The organism is Corynebacterium sp. HMSC065D07, assembly GCF_001810695.1.
Classification (GTDB): domain Bacteria; phylum Actinomycetota; class Actinomycetes; order Mycobacteriales; family Mycobacteriaceae; genus Corynebacterium; species Corynebacterium hesseae.
Genome location: NZ_KV802475.1, coordinates 1 through 16,643 on the forward strand (window position 1 = coordinate 1; position 16,643 = coordinate 16,643).

Genomic DNA, 16,643 nt, shown 5'->3' on the forward strand with positions numbered 1-16,643 from the left:
CGCTCTAGCCGGAAGGTGTCGATGGGTCCTTCAAGAGGGTGCACGATGGTGGCATACCCAATCTCGGCAAATTTGTGGGTGAGGAATTCCGCCCCGGTCATGCGCCCGCCGTTGGTGAGGTTGAGCTCGATTTCATCACCCTCGCCGTTAATGATCTGGTCCAACTCGTTCAACGTGACGATGACTTGGGTGCGCACCGCAGGCTTGGAACCGCCTGCTTTGTTGAAGAAGATGTCGTTGGCGGCTTGAAGCAGGTCGGTGGTGTTGGTGGATTCGAGGACACCGCGCATGTTGGCGATCGTGGTGGCATCGTCGGTTATGGAGAGGGTGTTGGGGCCTTGCGTGCGGTAGGTGATGCGCACGCCTGGTTTGGCTATGCGTTTGGAGCGGAGTTCTTTCAGTCGTGTGGCGGCGACGGTGGGGATGCGGTGTGCGGGGGTGGCGGCGAGTTTGATTCGCAGGTTCCAGGCGTCGAGGGTTTTCTTCACCTTCGCGGTGTAGGACTCGATGAGGGTGAGGGTGCCCAGGCTGTGGCGTTGTTGAAGGGCTGCGGTCCGGGCTTTGCGTTGCTTGCCGCTAAAGCGGGTGGGCCCGAAATACACCTGGTTAAGGTTTGCAAGCTCGGCGGCATCGGAAGCAGAAGCGCCGAGTGCGCGGAGCTCGTCGGGTGAGCCAGGAATGTTTTCCACCAGCGCAATCCCCGAATTGCGGAGGCGGATGTAGGTTTCGATATCCCCCATGGGCACAGAGACTAAAACAGCACCGTGGGCCCCGCAACCGGAGGAATTAAATTCCTGCTCAGAGGCAGGGTTAACGCCGACTAAGGGCAGGGAAAGGGATTGGTTGGGGGAACGGCAGCTGTGGGGAGGGACGGAACGAGAAAAGCCCCTCAGGGAGGGGCTAGACGCGGTGTTAACCGCGGTCGACGGCGCGGTTGCGCAGGGCGCGGGCGAGGCGGTCACGCTGCTCGGTCACGGCGCGACGCAGGCCACCGGCCAGGTCGCGAGAGAGGAATTCATCGGCGCGGTCGAGGGTCTCCTGGCTGACATCCCAGCGCGGGAACAACCCGGTCACCGTGGTCAGAGCAATCTCGTTGGACTGCGCGGACCAAATCTTTTCCGCCACGTCGAAGAACTCCGCACTCGGCAGGAGCTCGTCGGCGCCTACGAACGTCAGGCCCGCGAGCTTGGACTCCAAGTCGCGGTTGCCCAGTTCGCCGGCGACAATCTCGTCCCACACCGCGCGCTTGTTGTCCTCGGTATTAACCGCGGCCAACGCCTTAAGCGAGGCCTGGTAGCCTGTCGCGGTGTTATCGCGCTTGAGTTCCTCAGCCACCGCCGTCATGGCGGCGCCGGCGGCTTCGGGACCGGTGACGTCGGCAAGCGAGCCATCAGCGATGAGCGCGGTGAGCGCCTTCCAGCGCAGCCTCGCATCCGAGGAGGTCTTGAGGAGCTCCTGGAAGAAGGTGCGGGAGGCGTCGTGAAGCTTGATGCCAGCCAGCGCCTGGGTGAAGACGATGGAGCGCGCGGTGTTATCGGAGCGGGCGCCTTCAAGGAGGGCGTCGGCAAGCTGCGTATCCTCCTTTGCCCACTCTGGGTCGGCGTAAGTGGACTGGGCCATGGCAGCTTGGGAGAGGATGCGCTCCAGCACGGCGAGCTCGGTCTCCGCTGCCGCACCGCGGGCCACGAGCGCCACGAAATCGCGGGCGCGCATCGAGCCCGCGCGGGTCATCTCCCACGCGGTGGACCAGCACAAAGTGCGGGCCATGGGGTCCTCGAACTTCTCGATATTCTCCAACAGGAACTCAAGGGAACCCGCATCCAGCTCGATGAGGCAGTAGGTGAGGTCATCGTCGTTTGTCAGCACGAAGTCGATGTCCGCCTGCTTGCGGCCGATGAGTTCCGGAACCTCGGTGGAGGCGCCATCGATATCCATCTCGATGCGCTCGGTGCGCACCACCTTCTCACCCTGCAGCGCGTAGACGCCGACGGCGACGCGGTGCGTGCGCAGGGTATCGCCGCGCTGGGTGAGGTGGGCCTGTGTGATGGTGCCGGACTCGTCCGTCTCCAGCGCCACACCCAGCGTGTTGACTCCTGAAGTTTTCAACCACTGCTGCGCCCAGAAGGATAGGTCGCGCCCTGAGGCCTCCTCGAGGTGGCGCAGCAGATCCCCGAAGGTGGCGTTCGACCACTGGTGCTCCTGGAAGTGGCGGCGCACCCCGGCAAAGAAGTTCTCGCGGCCCACGTAGGCCTGCAGCTGCTTGAGCACCGACGCGCCCTTAGCGTAGGTAATGCCGTCAAAGTTCTGCTCCACGGTCTCAATGTCAGAAGCATCTGTGGAAATCGGGTGCGTCGTGGGCAGCTGATCCTGCTGGTAGGCCCAGGCCTTCTCCACGTTGGCAAAGGTCACCCACGCGGTGTCGTACTGGGTCTCCTCCGCCTGAGAAATCGCCGCCGACCACGTGGCAAAGGATTCGTTGAGCCACAGGTCATCCCACCACTGCATGGTCACGAGGTCCCCGAACCACATGTGCGCCAGCTCGTGCAGAATGGTGTCCGCGCGGCGCTCATACTTGTAGTGCGAGGCTTGCGACGTAAAGACGTACTCATCGCGAATGGTCACGCAGCCGGCGTTCTCCATTGCGCCGGCGTTGAACTCCGGCACGAAAATCTGGTCGTACTTGCCAAAGGGGTAGGCAAAGCCGAAGTTGCGGTGGTAGAAATCGAAGCCCTGCTTGGTCTCCGTGAACAGGCGCTCGGCGTCGAGCGATTCCAGCAGGGAGGGGCGGCAGTAAATCCCCAGCGGCACCTCAACGGACTTAGCCGGTGAGCCCTCCGGGTGCTCCGCCAGCGTGCCTGTCCACGTATCCGTCACGCCGGCGTACGGGCCCGCGCACAGCGCAATCAGGTAGGTCGACAGCGGGTAGTCCACCGCCGCGCGCACGGTATTGCCCGAACGCGTGATGGGGGAGTTCGTAATCACGGTCCAGTGCTCCGGAACCTCAAAAGCCAGCGAGTACGTCGCCTTCAAATCCGGCTGGTCAAAGCAAGCGAAGACGCGCTTGGCGTCGGCAGTCTCGAACTGGGTGTAGAGGTAAGCCTCGCCGTCGACCGGGTCAACGAAGCGGTGCAGTCCCTCGCCCGTGCGTGAATAGCGGATTTTCGCCACGACCTTCAGCTCATACTCCGCCACCTGTAAACCCGATAGCGGGATCCCGTACGTCGGGTCATAAGCGCTGGTGGGCAGGGGAGCGCCGTTGAGGCGGACCTCGAGAAGCTCGTCGCCGCGCAAGTCAATAAACGTAGAACCGGCCTTCTTAACTCGGAACTTCACCACCGTGGTGGAGGTGAAAAACTCCTCCCCGGTGAGGTCGAGGGCAACGTCATAGTGGCTTACCTCCACCATGTCGGAGCGCTGCTGGGCTTCCTCGCGGGTGAGGTTAATCGAGGTCATAAGGTGCATCTCCTCTTTCTCTGTACCTAAAGTCTCTGCACCAGCGTAGTCACACGCCTAGGGTGGGGTGCCAAAGACCACAGAAACAAAGGAGATTTACCGTGGCTCAACAAGTGACGTTCTGGTTCGACTGCTCATGCCCCTTCGCGTGGCTGACCTCGCGCTGGATTAAGGAGGTGGAGAAAGTCCGCGATATCGAGGTGACCTTCCAGCCGATGTCCCTCTCCGTTCTCAACAAGGGCCGTGACCTGGATCCGGAGTACATGAAGATGATGGAAGCCAACTGGGGTCCTGCCCGCGTGGCGGCCAAGATTGCCGTGGAGGCCCCGGACAAGGTCGATGCCTTCTACACCGCCATGGGCACCCGCATCCACACGGAGGGCCAGGGCGGCAAGAAGGGTTACGGAGCCTACGACGACATCATCAAGCAGGCGCTTGACGACGCCTCCCTCCCCGCCACCTTCGCCTCCGTGGCCAACACCGAAGAGATGGATGAGAAGCTTACCGAGTTCCACAACCGCGGCATCTCCGAGGTCGGCGATGAGGTCGGCACCCCGGTGGTGAAGTTCGGCGATACCGCCTTCTTCGGCCCGGTCATTACGCGCGTTCCCACCGGCGAGGAAGCTGGCGAGCTTTTCGACGCCTCCGTGCGCCTCGCCCAGTTCCCGTACTTCTTCGAGCTCAAGCGCTCCCGCACCGAAGAACCCCAGGTTTAACGCGTGCGGTTGCGCATTGCCGCCACGATGACGCAGACCAGGACGATAGGGGTGAGCACGAAAGCGGGAAGTCCCGCGATGTTAATGATGGGCAGATAGCTCTGCGCCTGGTATTCCTCCCACTCGGCGGCTAGCCACGTGGCCCACGAAGCGCCCGCAAGTATCGCTAGGACGCCGGCGGTGATTCCGCCGGCGGTGCGTGGCTTATGCAGGAGCCACCACAGACCCACGCCGAGGTGGGCCAGCGTCATCACTGCTGCCAAGAGAAGTGGCAGGATGAAGACGTTGTCGGTGAAGAAACCGGCGGCGAATAAACCTGCGCCGACAAGGATTGCGCCGACGTAAAGAAAGCAGACGCGTGTGGTCATGGGCATAGCGGGGTCCTTCCTAGGGGAGTAGACGTGCCCCACCATATCAATTTTGAGTTATTGCTAAAACGGGTCGGCGGGCGTGCCCGCTGACCGCTAAGATGTGGGCCATGCGCGTTTATTTAGGAGCAGACCACGCAGGGTTCGAGACGAAGAACGTCATCGCCGAACACCTGAAGAAACAGGGCCACGACGTCATTGACTGCGGTGCCCATGAGTACGACGCCGAGGATGATTACCCGGCTTTTTGCATTGAGGCCGCGCTGCGGACCGTCAACGATCCGGGCTCGCTCGGCATCGTGCTGGGTGGTTCCGGCAACGGCGAGCAGATCGCCGCTAACAAGGTGAAGGGCGCGCGCTGCGCCCTGGCGTGGTCCCCGGAGACCGCACGCCTGGCCCGCGAGCACAACAATGCCCAGCTCATCGGCATCGGTGGCCGCATGCACTCTGAGGAGGAGGCACTCGCCATCGTGGACGCTTTCCTTGATCAGGAATGGTCCCGTGCCGAGCGCCACCAGCGCCGCATCGACATTCTTGCCGAGTACGAGCGCACCAACATTCCGCCGGAGCTTCCGGAGGCTTAGTTCATGTCCTTGGGGTGAGTGCCGCCGCGGCCCTCTTCCCCAAGGTCGAGAACGGTGATGGCGGCCATCTCGGAATCATCAAGCTCAAAGCCGAATACATCGAAGTTCTGCGCGATGCGCTCCGGGTTTTCGGACTTCGGGAACACGATGACGCCATTTTGTAGGTGCCAGCGGATGATCACCTGAGCGGGGGAGACGCCGTATTTCTCGGCGGGCTCGGTGATTTCCGGCTGCTCGAAGAGATCCGTCTTGCCCTGGCCTAGTGGGCCCCAGGCTTCGATATGCACCTGGTGGGCGCGGAAGGCATCGAGCTCGCGCCAGCGCTGCAGGTAGGGGTGCAGCTCTACCTGGTTGACCACGGGGGTTTCATCAGTCTGGGTTTCCAGCTGGTCCAAGTGCTCAAGTTCGAAGTTGGAGACACCGATGGACTTTGCCTTGCCGGCCTTCTTCAGCTCGATGAGCTGCTTCCATGCCTCGACGTAGTGGCCGTTGTCCGGACAGGGCCAGTGGATGAGGTAGAGGTCAACGTAGTCGAGCCCCAGTTTCTCCAAAGATTCATCGAGGGCTGCGGCTGCGTCAGTTTGGCGGTCATTCCACAGCTTCGTGGTGATGAACAGCTCCTCGCGCGGGATGCCAGACTTGGCAATCGCGCGGCCCACGCCTTCCTCGTTGCCGTAGATGGCAGCGGTATCGATGTGGCGGTAGCCCACCTTGAGGGCCTCGAGGACCAGCTCTTCGGTCTTGTCGGGGTCAACCTTGAAGACGCCGAAGCCGAGCTGCGGGATGGAGTTTCCATCGTGCAATTTGATATTAGGTACAGTCATGCGGCCCACTCTACGCAGAGCTTGGTCATCCGTGCAGAAAACGATTAAAACCGCACCAACTACCTAAATTAGGTGGTTAGCGCGGCTTTTCCTTGGAGGGAATGACGGGAATCGAACCCGCGTCTTCAGCTTGGAAGGCTGAGGTATTAGCCACTATACGACATTCCCACAACCGGCAATCTTCAACTTTCAAGGTCTTGACTTTGAAAGTCTCAACGTTGAAAGCCGTTGAATCGGCGTGCCGACTACTTTAGCGCACGCGGGCGCTGAAAGGAAAATGGGAACTTAAGCGGGGTAAAGCGCGTTAGTTTGGGTAGGCGTACAAGCAAAACAACACATAGTTCGACACGCAATTCAACTCTGAGATGAAAGTGGTGCTTTCGTGAGCTCGTTATTGCTCCTTATCCTCGTCGTCGGTGGTGGCGCATGGTTACTCTCCTCGAGAAGCGGGAAAAAGCAGCAGGAGCTGCGAGAATCCCAACGTTTTGAGGACGCGATGGCGGATGCCCGCCGGTGGACCGAGCGCCTTGGCGGTCAGGTGATGAACTTGAGTGGCACGGATACTGCCTCCCAGCAGGCCATGGCGGATGCCTCCGAGCGTTTTACCGCCGCCAACTCGGCGATTTCCCGCGCCACAACCGCAAAGCAAGCGCACCTCGCGCGAGAGTCCGCGCTGGAGGGGCTGTACTATGTGGCGGCCGCGCGCGAGATTATGGGCATGGACCCAGGCCCCGAACTCCCGCCGCTGGAGGGTCAGCGCCAGGCCGGCAAGGTCACGGAAACCCGCACGGTGGAAGCAAACGGGGAGACGCTGACGGCGTCGCCAAGCGCATCTGCGCAAACCCCGAACTACTACCCGGGCGGTGTCGTGGCTGGGCGCCCAGTCCCGGCCGGTTGGTACTCGCGCCCGTGGTGGGCTGATGCGTTGACCACCGGCGTGTGGATGGTGGGTTACTCCATGATGTTCAACGCCATGTTCGCGGGCATGTCCGGCGTCGGCTACTCCGCCGCGGCGGCTGAAAGCGGCGACTGGGGTGGAGACCTCGGCGGCGCTGAAGGCATGGACGGCGGTGCCCTGGACGGAGCCGGTGATGTGGGCGCTGGCGATGTTGGGGGAGGCGACGATGGTGGCTTCTTCGATGGCCTCTTTGGCGGCGACGGAGGCGATGGCGGAATGTTTGATTTCGACTTCGACTTCTAAGCGGTTAAACATCCTCTGACATGCATAAATGAACCTAAAATGGGGCCGGTGTTGGGATAGTCAAGCGGCTATCGGTACACTAGCCCCAGTATGAAGCGCAGCTGCGTTCGGAGCTTCCGGGCGCAGAGGCTTTCCATACGGGGCGTGGCGCAGCTTGGTAGCGCACCTGCTTTGGGAGCAGGGGGTCGCAGGTTCAAATCCTGTCGCCCCGACGTATGGGGGCCTGGACACGCATCCAGGCCCCTTCATTACATTTTTAGACGATCACAATCAGGAGAGTTTCTCGTGAAGACCACCGTAGACAAGCTGAGCGATACCCGCGTCAAGCTCACCGTCAACGTTCCGTTCGCTGAGCTGGACAAGGAAATCGCTCAGGCCTACGCGGCGATCGCGCAGCAGGTTTCCATCCCGGGCTTCCGTAAGGGCAAGGCTCCGCGCCAGCTTATCGACGCCCGCTTTGGTCGTGGCCCCATCCTCGAGCAGGTAGTCAACGACATGCTGCCGTCCCGCTACGAGCAGGCCGTTACCGAAAACGATCTCAAGGTTATTGGTCAGCCGGAGATCGACATTGCCAAGCTGGAGGACAACGACTTCGTCGAGTTCACCGCTGAGGTAGATATCCGCCCCGAGTTCGAGGTGCCGGACTTCTCCAAGATTTCCGTTAAGGTGCCGGCGCTGGAGACCTCCGAAGAGGACGTCGACAAGGCGCTCGAAGACCTGGCTTCCCGCTTCGGTGAGCTCAAGGACACCAAGCGCAAGATGAAGACTGGTGACTACGCCATTATCGACATCACCACCGAGGTTGACGGCACCAAGCTGGATGAGGCTTCCCACGAGGGTATGACCTACCGCATCGGCGACGACAACCTGATCAAGGGGCTCGACACCGCTCTGCGCGGCATGAAGACCGACGAGGACAACGAGTTCACCACCACCATCCAGTCCGGTGAGCACGAGGGCGACGAGGCCACCGTGAAGGTCCACGTCCAGCAGACCAAGGAGCGCAAGCTGCCGGATCTCGACGACGAGTTCGCACAGATGGCCTCCGAGTTCGACACCATTGACGAGCTGCGCGAGGACACCAAGACCCGCGTCGAGGAGTCCAAGAAGTCCGAGCAGGCTGCCGCCATCCGCGATGAGGTCCTCAAGGCCGCGCTTGCCGACGTTGACTTTGAGCTCCCCGCCTCCGTGGTGGACGAGCAGGTCCACGCTCAGCTGCACCAGGTCATGGGTCAGCTGGCTCACGACGAGAAGGCACTGGCACAGCTGCTTGAGGCGCAGGGCACCACCCGCGAGGAGTTCGACGCTGACGCTCGCAAGTCCGCTGAGGAATCCGTGCGCACCCAGCTCTTCTTGGACGCACTCGCTGAGGTTGAGGAGCCGGAGGTGTCCCAGCAGGAGCTGACCGACCACATCCTGTTCACCGCCCAGTCCTACGGCATGGACCCGAACCAGTTCATCCAGCAGCTGCAGTCCAGCAACCAGCTGGGCAACCTGTTCTCTGACGTGCGCCGCGGCAAGGCCCTGGCTATGGCTATCTGCCGCGCTGAGGTCACCGACGAGGCTGGCAACAAGGTTGATGTTGACCAGTACTTCGGTGAGATCGATGAGGACGAGGCTGAGGCTTCCGAGGAGAAGTAATCTCCCGCTTGTAAAACGCCGCTGCCACATGTGTGGTGGCGAGCGCGCGTGAAACCCCGGATTCAGGTAACTCAAGGATGAGCCTGAATCCGGGGTTTGTGTCATTGTGAACGCCCTCTAGGAGTCTTTGAGTACTTCGTAGAGGGCGTGATGGGTGTTGGCTGGGGATACCGCTAGCCGTTCGTGGCTCTAAAGGCCTTGTCGGTTAGCTGCAGGAAGCGCATAACGTAATCCTTGACAAAGTCTGCGGTGCGTTCATTGAGATGTCCGGACTCTTCGAAAAGGGTGGGGGATTGACCCAGAAATACTTCGGGCTGACCCGGAAGCGGCATATCGAAGTAGGACAGGGCGAGGCGAAGGTTCTTCTGTGAACTGTAGCCGCCCATACGGCCTACAGAGTGGCTAATGATACCTGCGGGAAGGTTCTTCCACGCCACATCTGAGTTGGGTTTAGAGCCGATGTCCACTGCGTTTTTGAGGCAGGCGGGGATAGTGCGGTTGTTCTCTGGCGTAATGAAGAGGATCCCGCTCGAGTTCTTGATGGACTCGCGAAAAGTGGTGTACTCAGCCGGAGTGGGCTTGTCCGTGACGGCGGGGTCATCGTAGTCGAAGTCATAGAGCGGCAAGTCACGGATTTCCACGATGTTTGCCTCGTAGTCTTCAGGGATCATCGTGAGCACCTCGTGTGCAATCTTGCGTGTAAATGACCCTCGCCGCAGGCTGCCGACGATAACGCTGATACGTGGGGTGGTCATGGTAAACCTTCTTTCTTAGTTGGGTGTAGGGAGACGTGGTCAGGGGAGAAAGGGCTTGCAGCCAAAGGCCGGTGGTGGGCCGGCAGCGTGGGCGGCAGTGAGGAAGCCATCTACTTTGTCTCCTTCTTCATGGCGGAAGTACAGCTCGATGAGCCCTAGAAGCCCCCCGAGGACGGCCTCTCGTGCGGCGGATGTATTCAAAAGCCGCATGGCTGCGGGTTGGTTTCCTTCGCGGATGGCTTCAAACAGCGCGATGGTCTCAAGCCAGCTTCCTTGGTCCGGTCGCGGAAAAGGTTTAGAAATCCCAGTCATCATCACTCGTTTCTTCAGCAGTACCAATGACATAGGAGGAACCAGATCCAGAGAAGAAGTCATGGTTCTCATCTGCTCCGGGGGCTAGGGCGGCGAGGATTTCTGGGTTCACTTCCGTTTCTTCGGGCGGGAAATAATCCGGGTAGCCCAAATTCATGAGTGCCTTGTTGGCGTTATAGCGAACGAACACGGCTACGTCATCCATGAGTCCCAAAGGCTCATATAGCTCGCCGGAATAGTCCAGCTCTAGTGCATAAAGCTCTTCGAGCAAAGAAATGGTGAAATCATGCATTTCCTTCTGCCGTAGCGGGGTCGTGGATTCCAGACCGCGCTGATACTTGTAACCCGAGTAGTAGCCGTGCACTGCCTTATCACGCAGAATGAGGCGAATCATGTCTGCCGTATTTGTCAGGGTGGCGTGGACAGAAAAGTGCAAGGGAAGATAGAAACCCGCGTAGAGAAGCAGCGAGGAAAGCAGCGTCGATGACACCTTGCGTTTGAGTGGATCCGGCCCAAAATAGTGCGCGAGCACTTTCTTGGCGCGTGCCTGGAGAAGGTCATTATTCACCGCCCAGCGGTATGCTTCATCAATTTCCTTTGTACTGCTCAGGGTAGAAAACACTGAAGAGTAAGAACGGGCATGGACTGACTGCATGAAGGCGATGTTGGTATACACGGCCTCCTCGTGTTCGGTGCGGGCATCTTGAATCTGACAGATTTCACCCACGGTGGCCTGGACAGTATCCAGGGTGGTGAGTCCCGTGAACACCCGCATGGTGAGGTTGCGTTCCTCGGGTGTCATCCTCTGCCATGCCGGGAGATCATTAGAAAGCGGGACCTTCTCTGGCAACCAAAAGTTAGCGGTGAGACGGTTCCACACTTCAAGATCCTTGTCATCGCTCACCCGGTTCCAATTGATGGCGCGGATGCGGGCTGAAGGATCATGCCGGTAGCTCGGCGGTGTAACTGAAATGCTGGTTAGTTCAGCACTGTTCGATGTTGAAGACATAGCTTCCTTCTTTCTGAGTGAATGGTTGTAGACAAGGGGAGGACCGTGTTCCTACAGAGCACAGGAAACGCAGCCTTCGACCTCGGTTCCCTGGAGTGCAGGTTGGCGTAAACGGATGTAGTACAAGGTCTTGATTCCGGCTTTCCAGGCATAGATTTGTGCCTTGTTGATGTCCCGCGTGGTGGTATCAGCGGTGAAGAACAAAGTCAGGGAAAGCCCTTGGTCCACGTGTTGGGTGGCCATAGCGTAGGTGTCGATGATTTTTTCGTACCCCACGGTGTAGGAGTCATCGAAATACTCCAAGTTGTCGTTGGTCATTTCCGGTGCGGGGTAGTACACGCGCCCCAAGCGGCCTTCCTTGCGTATTTCAATCTTGGAGGCAATCGGGTGTATGGACGCGGTGGAGTCATTGATGTAGGAAATTGATCCAGTGGGTGGAACTGCCTGCAAGTAGGCGTTGTAGATGCCGTCTTGCATCACTTGGTTCTTGAGGCGTAGCCAATCCTCGCGTTGAGGAATCTGCACGCCAGCCTCATGGAATAGCTGTTTTACGTGGTCAGTGGCCGGCACCCAGTCTTGGTCGATGTACTTGTCGAAGTAGGCGCCAGTGGCATAGGTGGATTCTTCAAAGCCAGTGAATCGTTGACCTTTCTCAACCGCGAGTGCATGGGATGCACGGAGCGCATGATAGGTCACGGTCAGGAAATAGATATTTGTAAAGTCCAGTGCTTCGGCGCAGCCATAAGGAATACGCTTGGAAGCCAGGAAACCGTGGAGATTCATTTGACCCAACCCGATGGCATGCATGGATGCATTACCGTGAGCGATGGAAGGAACAGCTTCGATATTTGTTAGGTCTGAGACCTTCGTGAGAGCGCGCACCGCGGTTTCAACAGTTTCCCCAAAGTCCGGTGATTCAAAAGCTTTAGCGATGTTGAGCGACCCTAGATTGCAGGAAATGTCCTGGCCAACGGTGGTGTAGTTACCTGAGGCGCCGTAGGTGGATGGCGTATTGACCTGGAGGATCTCACTACACAGATTGGACATATTGATATGTCCTTTGAGGGGATTAGCGCGGTTGACCGTATCCTCAAAGAGTATGTAGGGGTATCCAGATTCAAACTGAAGCTCAGCCAGCGTGGTGAAAAACTCGCGGGCTTTAATGGTCGTGTGAGAAATTCGCGGATTGGCAACCAACTCGTCGTAGTACTCGGTGATGGACATGTCAGACATGGCTACGCCGTACTCGCGAGCGATGTCATACGGGCTAAAAAGATGCATATCCTTGTTCTCTTTGGCCAGCCGGAAGGTTATATCTGGAATAACAACCCCCAGCGAAAGAGTCTTGATGCGGACTTTCTCATCGGCATTTTCCCGCTTGGTATCCAGGAAGCGAAGAATATCTGGATGGTGCGCATGCAGGTAGACGGCTCCAGCGCCCTGCCGGGCGCCCAATTGGTTGGCATAGCTGAAGCTATCTTCGAGAATTTTCATGACTGGGACTACTCCGGAAGCCTGGTTCTCAATCTTTTTGATCGGGGCTCCGGATTCGCGCAGATTGCTCAGCAACAAGGCCACTCCACCACCGCGCTTTGATAGTTGCAGTGCAGAGTTCACGCTGCGGCCAATGCTCTCCAGATTGTCTTCGATTCGCAGGAGGAAGCAGGAGACCATTTCGCCGCGCTGGGCTTTGCCTGCGTTGAGAAAAGTAGGGGTGGCGGGCTGGAAGCGTCCGGTCATGATGTCATCCACCAGCTTTTCTGCGAGCTCTTCGTCGCCCTGTGCAAGGTATAAAGCTGTGGTGGCGACACGTTCTTCGTAGCCTTCTAGGAATCGGGAGCCATCAAAGGTTTTCAGTGCATATGAAGTAAAGAACTTAAATGCGCCGAGGAAGGTGCGGAACTGGTGCTTAGCTTGATGTGCTCTGTCGTACATGGCGCACAGAAAGGCGTCATCATAAAGCTCAAGGAAATCCCGCTCGTAGTACTCGTTATCAACCAACCATTCCAAGCGTTGCTTGGTGGAATCGAACTGATGCATGCGGGGAGCGACATGGTGCGTGACATAGTCTTGTGCTGCCTGAATGTCCTTGTCAAACTGGATTTTTCCAGAAGCGTCGAACAAGTTCAGCTGCGCGTTGAGTGCGTGGTAGCTTTTGCGCTTGCCGACACCGCCGGCATTGTCTGCTGAAGCAGTGCGGGGCGTAGCGCCAATAGTCTGTGTGGGGGTGGCATCAAGAGGCCACATTGTGTTGTCCAATCTGTGTGATGCGGATGTGTTCTTCATCTTGTGGGGGATTAATGGGGTGTCATCGTTAGCTGCTTTTGCTGCTCCCAAAACTTTTGAAGGCCCTGCTTTACGGCGGCGATGTCCTTCTGGGTGCCGAGAAGCTCGAAGTGATACAGCTCCGGTACGTGGCACTTGGCGGAAATGATGCGTCCGGCGACGCAGTAAGCACTTCCGAAGTTGGTATTCCCTGAGGTAATAACGCCCCGGATAAAGGAGCGGTTGATTGGGTCATTGAGGAAGTCGATGACCTGTTTGGGGACTGCGCGTTTGAGCGAGCCTCCGCCGTAGGTGGGAACGATGAGTACGTACGGGTGTGAAACCTGGATCATCCCGGTTTTCTTGGGGCGCAGTGGAATGCGCACCGCGGGTCTATCTAAGCGTTCGACGAATCTTTTTGTGTTTTCTGAAACGCTAGAAAAATACACCAAATCTGGTGAGTCTGACATAGCAATCCTGCTCATCCTGGCCTTAGCCATAAGTGGGATAGGTGATATTCGAAAAGACTAACTACGCAATGGCGTAGTTGCAACTACGGCCCAACGTAGTTTTGAAAAGGGCAGGTGAGAGTAGGATTAATGCAAAGGGGAAGGTCTAACGGCTGTGGTGTGCTACAAACACTGCGTCGGTAGCTGGGCGTCCAAGCACTACCCACTGAGTGCTGCCGGCCACCTGTATTTCGAGAGAATCTGAAAAGGGCGCTCCCTCGCGCGTGCTAAGAACAGCCCCTGTGACAATGCCGCGCTCTTCAAGGAACTTCAGCAGTTGTGGGTCGGAATCAGAAATGCGTTCCACGGTCACTTGCGGTTGCGCACCGCTGTCGGTGAGACGGTGCGCACTGGGGATTGTGATCTGTCCATCAACCGTAGGGATAGGATCGCCGTGCGGATCCCTAGTGGGGTAATTAAGGAACTTATCTACACGTTCTATGAGCATGTCGGACACCGCGTGTTCGAGATTTTCGGCTTCATTATGGACTTCGTCCCACGTGTAGTCCAATGCTTGAACCAAAAAAGACTCAAGCAATCGGTGGCGGCGCACCATGACCAATGCGTACTGCCTGCCAAGTTCGGTTAACTCCACAGAGCCATAGGGCGTGTGTGACACGAGCCCTTGCTTCGACATTTTGCGCACTGCATCGGAAACCGAGGAGAGCTTGAGTCCCAACTGTTTCGCTATAAGTGTGGCGGTAACGGGCTCGGACGACCATTCCTTTAGCCCCCAGATTGCTTTCAAATAGTTCTGGGTACTGGTGGATAGCTCGGAAACAGACATGAGCAAATGTTAACCCAGCTTCCGTATGCGCCTTTGGTGCTGCGCCCCAACGCTCATAGCGAACAGAGGCCAAGTTTGAGAGGAATGCCGGTAAGGTGGGGCCAGTTAAAGCATTCTTCACTTGAAGGAGAACCATTCATGTCTGAGAAGATTTCAATGAACTCGTCGTCTACGGGTATGAATCTGAGCGATAGCGTGTATGAGCGCCTGCTGCGCGAGCGCATTATCTTCCTGGGAACCCAGGTGGATGATGAGATTGCCAACAAACTGTGCGCCCAGATCCTCCTGCTGTCTGCAGAGGACCCCACGCGCGATATTTCGCTTTATATCAACTCGCCGGGTGGCTCCGTTACCGCGGGCATGGCAATCTACGACACGATGAAGTACTCGCCGTGCGATGTGGCTACCTATGGCATGGGCCTGGCTGCTTCGATGGGCCAGTTCCTCCTGTCTGGTGGCACCAAGGGCAAGCGCTACGCGCTGCCGCACGCCCGCATCATGATGCACCAGCCTTCCGCTGGTGTGGGTGGTACCGCTGCAGATATCGCCATCCAGGCTGAGCAGTTCGCGCAGACCAAGCGTGAGATGGCTGAGCTGATTGCTGAGCACACTGGCCAGACCTTCGAGCAAATCACCAAGGATTCGGACCGCGACCGCTGGTTCACCGCCCAGCAGGCCAAGGAATACGGCATCGTCGACCACGTCATTGAGTCCGTTAACGGTCCTATCACCAACTAGGGAACAAGGAGCTTTATCACCATGTCTAATCTTCAGATGCCTTCTTCCCGCTACGTTCTGCCGGAGTTCATTGAGCAGAACGCACAGGGATCCAAGACCACCAACCCGTATTCCAAGCTCTTCGAAGAGCGCATCATCTTCCTGGGCACCCAGGTCGATGACACCTCCGCCAACGACATCATGGCGCAGCTGCTGGTCCTGGAGTCCCAGGATCCGGACCGCGACATCACGATGTATATCAACTCCCCGGGTGGCTCCTTCACCGCGCTGATGGCCATCTACGACACCATGCGCTATGTGCGTCCGGACGTGCAGACCGTCTGCCTGGGCCAGGCTGCTTCCGCTGCGGCTGTTCTGCTGGCCGCCGGTGCCCCGGGCAAGCGCGCCGCTCTGCCGAACTCTCGCGTGCTGATTCACCAGCCGCGTACGCAGGGCACGCAGGGCCAGGTCTCTGACCTTGAGATCGAGGCCAACGAGATCGAGCGCATGCGCCGCCTCATGGAGGAGACCTTGGCCGAGCACACCGGCCGCACCGCAGAGCAGGTGCGCATCGATACCGACCGCGACAAGATCCTTACCGCGCAGGAAGCCGTCGAATACGGTCTCATCGATACCGTCTTTGATTACCGCAAGCTCAACGCTTAACTGAGCAGAATTAAAGCCCCGCTATCCGAAAGGAAGCGGGGCTTTAGTCGCGCTTAGGCCTCGTAGGGCGGCAGGATGGCTTCGGGGGACTCGGGAAGGATCTGGCCGCCGTCGATAATGAGGGTCTGGCCGGTGATGTAGCCTGCCTCGCGGGAAGCGAGGAAGGCCGCCGCGTTGCCGATATCGCGCGGGGAACCTAAGCGGTGCATGGGGACGGAGCGCGCCATCTGGTCGAGGTACTCCTGGCCCTGGCCTTCAAGGCCTTCGGTGAGGATATTGCCTGGCAGCACTCCATTGATGGTGATGCCATCGCGCGCCACCTCCAGTGCCGCAGAGCGCATGAAGCCCTGTTGTGCGGCCTTCGACGCGCCGTAGTGCGCCCAGCCCGGGTAGCCGGTGTGCGAGCCGGTGATAGACGTCGTGATGACGATGCGCCCGTAGCCCGCCTTCTTCATGTAAGGCAGCGCTTCCTGCACCACGGTGAAGGTACCGTGCGTGTTGATGGCGAACATGGTGTCCCACTGCTCGTCGCTCATGTCCTCGAGCGGGCAGTTGGGAAAGACACCGGCGTTGGAACAGACAATGTCGATGCGGCCATAGCGCTTGACGACGTCCCTATAAAGGGTGCGGACGGAGTCGCGCGAGGTGACGTCGACAAGCAGGGCGTCCGCGCCGAGTTCTTCGGCGGTTTTGTGTGCGGCTTCTTCGTTGAGGTCAGCGATGATGACGGTCGCGCCGGCCTCGCGCAGGGCGCTGACGATACCGCGGCCGATGCCGGCGGCACCGCCGGTGACGATGGCAACCTGGTCCTGAAGATCGAACATGTGAAGCTCCTT

The 16,643-nt window shown here is 58.7% G+C and carries 16 protein-coding genes, 2 tRNA genes and 1 pseudogene; 7 read left to right on the forward strand and 12 right to left on the reverse strand.

The features are described from left to right. Positions 1 to 740, reverse strand: a pseudogene (locus HMPREF2760_RS11255) (HNH endonuclease); the annotation flags it as partial. A gap of 172 nt (positions 741 to 912) precedes the next feature. Then, entirely contained in the window at positions 913 to 3,453 is a 2,541-nt protein-coding gene (gene pepN, locus HMPREF2760_RS11260; RefSeq protein ID WP_070597433.1) for an aminopeptidase N, read from the reverse strand. 101 nt (positions 3,454 to 3,554) lie between these two features. On the opposite strand from pepN, the gene HMPREF2760_RS11265 reads away from it, so the two are divergent. Continuing rightward, positions 3,555 to 4,169 carry a mycothiol-dependent nitroreductase Rv2466c family protein gene (locus HMPREF2760_RS11265; protein ID WP_070597434.1) on the forward strand — a complete coding sequence of 205 codons (615 nt, stop codon included), beginning with the start codon at positions 3,555 to 3,557 and terminating at the stop codon, positions 4,167 to 4,169. Here HMPREF2760_RS11265 and HMPREF2760_RS11270 read toward each other — a convergent pair. Further along, positions 4,166 to 4,537, reverse strand: coding sequence for a hypothetical protein (locus HMPREF2760_RS11270; RefSeq protein ID WP_070565211.1), 372 nt, complete (start codon positions 4,535 to 4,537; stop codon positions 4,166 to 4,168). The two genes, HMPREF2760_RS11265 and HMPREF2760_RS11270, sit on opposite strands and share 4 nt — an antisense overlap. Before the next feature lie 110 nt (positions 4,538 to 4,647). On the opposite strand from HMPREF2760_RS11270, the gene HMPREF2760_RS11275 reads away from it, so the two are divergent. Further along, complete coding sequence (locus HMPREF2760_RS11275) at positions 4,648 to 5,121, forward strand: ribose-5-phosphate isomerase (protein WP_010191143.1); 474 nt, start codon at positions 4,648 to 4,650, stop codon at positions 5,119 to 5,121. Here HMPREF2760_RS11275 and HMPREF2760_RS11280 read toward each other — a convergent pair. Both HMPREF2760_RS11280 and HMPREF2760_RS11285 read right to left on the reverse strand, forming a co-directional pair. Continuing rightward, a complete protein-coding gene (locus HMPREF2760_RS11280) occupies positions 5,118 to 5,945 on the reverse strand; it encodes an aldo/keto reductase (RefSeq protein ID WP_070597435.1) in 828 nt (275 codons plus the stop codon). The genes HMPREF2760_RS11275 and HMPREF2760_RS11280 overlap by 4 nt on opposite strands. A 93-nt stretch (positions 5,946 to 6,038) precedes the next feature. Continuing rightward, positions 6,039 to 6,113, reverse strand: a tRNA-Gly gene (locus tag HMPREF2760_RS11285). 214 nt (positions 6,114 to 6,327) lie between these two features. On the opposite strand from HMPREF2760_RS11285, the gene HMPREF2760_RS11290 reads away from it, so the two are divergent. From HMPREF2760_RS11290 to tig, 3 genes are all read left to right on the forward strand, one after another. Beyond that, positions 6,328 to 7,146 carry a hypothetical protein gene (locus HMPREF2760_RS11290; protein WP_070597436.1) on the forward strand — a complete coding sequence of 273 codons (819 nt, stop codon included), beginning with the start codon at positions 6,328 to 6,330 and terminating at the stop codon, positions 7,144 to 7,146. Positions 7,147 to 7,284: 138 nt separating this feature from the next. Further along, positions 7,285 to 7,358 (forward strand) — tRNA-Pro (locus HMPREF2760_RS11295). A gap of 73 nt (positions 7,359 to 7,431) precedes the next feature. Then, positions 7,432 to 8,787, forward strand: a complete 1,356-nt coding sequence (tig, locus tag HMPREF2760_RS11300; RefSeq protein WP_070524649.1) for a trigger factor — start codon at positions 7,432 to 7,434, stop codon at positions 8,785 to 8,787. A 173-nt stretch (positions 8,788 to 8,960) separates the two neighbouring features. Here the strand turns inward: tig and HMPREF2760_RS11305 are convergent, their stop codons facing one another. The 6 genes from HMPREF2760_RS11305 to HMPREF2760_RS11325 all read right to left on the reverse strand — a co-directional run bounded on the left by HMPREF2760_RS11305 (position 8,961) and on the right by HMPREF2760_RS11325 (position 14,424). Then, complete coding sequence (locus HMPREF2760_RS11305) at positions 8,961 to 9,542, reverse strand: NADPH-dependent FMN reductase (protein ID WP_070524650.1); 582 nt, start codon at positions 9,540 to 9,542, stop codon at positions 8,961 to 8,963. A gap of 39 nt (positions 9,543 to 9,581) precedes the next feature. Then, entirely contained in the window at positions 9,582 to 9,854 is a 273-nt protein-coding gene (locus HMPREF2760_RS12795; RefSeq protein WP_034655492.1) for a hypothetical protein, read from the reverse strand. Beyond that, positions 9,838 to 10,863: a class 1b ribonucleoside-diphosphate reductase subunit beta gene (gene nrdF / locus HMPREF2760_RS11310; protein WP_012715216.1), complete on the reverse strand. Its 1,026-nt coding sequence runs from the start codon at positions 10,861 to 10,863 to the stop codon at positions 9,838 to 9,840. The genes HMPREF2760_RS12795 and nrdF overlap by 17 nt, the downstream gene beginning before the upstream one ends. A 51-nt stretch (positions 10,864 to 10,914) precedes the next feature. After that, positions 10,915 to 13,110, reverse strand: coding sequence for a class 1b ribonucleoside-diphosphate reductase subunit alpha (gene nrdE / locus HMPREF2760_RS11315; protein ID WP_070597437.1), 2,196 nt, complete (start codon positions 13,108 to 13,110; stop codon positions 10,915 to 10,917). Positions 13,111 to 13,160: 50 nt separating this feature from the next. Beyond that, positions 13,161 to 13,628, reverse strand: a complete 468-nt coding sequence (gene nrdI, locus HMPREF2760_RS11320) for a class Ib ribonucleoside-diphosphate reductase assembly flavoprotein NrdI (protein ID WP_005324049.1) — start codon at positions 13,626 to 13,628, stop codon at positions 13,161 to 13,163. Positions 13,629 to 13,743: 115 nt separating this feature from the next. Continuing rightward, the gene (locus tag HMPREF2760_RS11325; protein ID WP_010190918.1) at positions 13,744 to 14,424 is read right to left on the reverse strand and encodes a metal-dependent transcriptional regulator; all 681 of its coding nucleotides are present in this window, start codon (positions 14,422 to 14,424) and stop codon (positions 13,744 to 13,746) included. Between the two features lie 138 nt (positions 14,425 to 14,562). Between HMPREF2760_RS11325 and HMPREF2760_RS11330 the strand changes: the two genes are divergently transcribed. Together HMPREF2760_RS11330 and HMPREF2760_RS11335 are read left to right on the forward strand one after the other, a co-directional pair. Next, entirely contained in the window at positions 14,563 to 15,162 is a 600-nt protein-coding gene (locus HMPREF2760_RS11330; protein ID WP_010190917.1) for an ATP-dependent Clp protease proteolytic subunit, read from the forward strand. Positions 15,163 to 15,183: 21 nt separating this feature from the next. Next, positions 15,184 to 15,807 carry an ATP-dependent Clp protease proteolytic subunit gene (locus HMPREF2760_RS11335; protein ID WP_070447792.1) on the forward strand — a complete coding sequence of 208 codons (624 nt, stop codon included), beginning with the start codon at positions 15,184 to 15,186 and terminating at the stop codon, positions 15,805 to 15,807. Between the two features lie 53 nt (positions 15,808 to 15,860). On the opposite strand, the gene fabG is transcribed toward HMPREF2760_RS11335, so the two are convergent. Next, positions 15,861 to 16,631: a 3-oxoacyl-ACP reductase FabG gene (fabG, locus tag HMPREF2760_RS11340; protein ID WP_070519458.1), complete on the reverse strand. Its 771-nt coding sequence runs from the start codon at positions 16,629 to 16,631 to the stop codon at positions 15,861 to 15,863. Positions 16,632 to 16,643 lie beyond the last annotated feature (12 nt).

Coding starts and splice junctions, on each gene's coding strand:
- pepN (WP_070597433.1), bottom strand. CDS start 3,453: ATGACCTCGATTAACCTCACCCGCGAGGAAGCCCAGCAGCGCTCCGAC.
- HMPREF2760_RS11270 (WP_070565211.1), bottom strand. CDS start 4,537: ATGACCACACGCGTCTGCTTTCTTTACGTCGGCGCAATCCTTGTCGGC.
- HMPREF2760_RS11275 (WP_010191143.1), top strand. CDS start 4,648: ATGCGCGTTTATTTAGGAGCAGACCACGCAGGGTTCGAGACGAAGAAC.
- HMPREF2760_RS11280 (WP_070597435.1), bottom strand. CDS start 5,945: ATGACTGTACCTAATATCAAATTGCACGATGGAAACTCCATCCCGCAG.
- HMPREF2760_RS11305 (WP_070524650.1), bottom strand. CDS start 9,542: ATGACCACCCCACGTATCAGCGTTATCGTCGGCAGCCTGCGGCGAGGG.
- HMPREF2760_RS12795 (WP_034655492.1), bottom strand. CDS start 9,854: ATGACTGGGATTTCTAAACCTTTTCCGCGACCGGACCAAGGAAGCTGG.
- nrdF (WP_012715216.1), bottom strand. CDS start 10,863: ATGTCTTCAACATCGAACAGTGCTGAACTAACCAGCATTTCAGTTACA.
- nrdE (WP_070597437.1), bottom strand. CDS start 13,110: ATGTGGCCTCTTGATGCCACCCCCACACAGACTATTGGCGCTACGCCC.
- nrdI (WP_005324049.1), bottom strand. CDS start 13,628: ATGGCTAAGGCCAGGATGAGCAGGATTGCTATGTCAGACTCACCAGAT.
- HMPREF2760_RS11325 (WP_010190918.1), bottom strand. CDS start 14,424: ATGTCTGTTTCCGAGCTATCCACCAGTACCCAGAACTATTTGAAAGCA.
- HMPREF2760_RS11330 (WP_010190917.1), top strand. CDS start 14,563: ATGTCTGAGAAGATTTCAATGAACTCGTCGTCTACGGGTATGAATCTG.
- HMPREF2760_RS11335 (WP_070447792.1), top strand. CDS start 15,184: ATGTCTAATCTTCAGATGCCTTCTTCCCGCTACGTTCTGCCGGAGTTC.
- fabG (WP_070519458.1), bottom strand. CDS start 16,631: ATGTTCGATCTTCAGGACCAGGTTGCCATCGTCACCGGCGGTGCCGCC.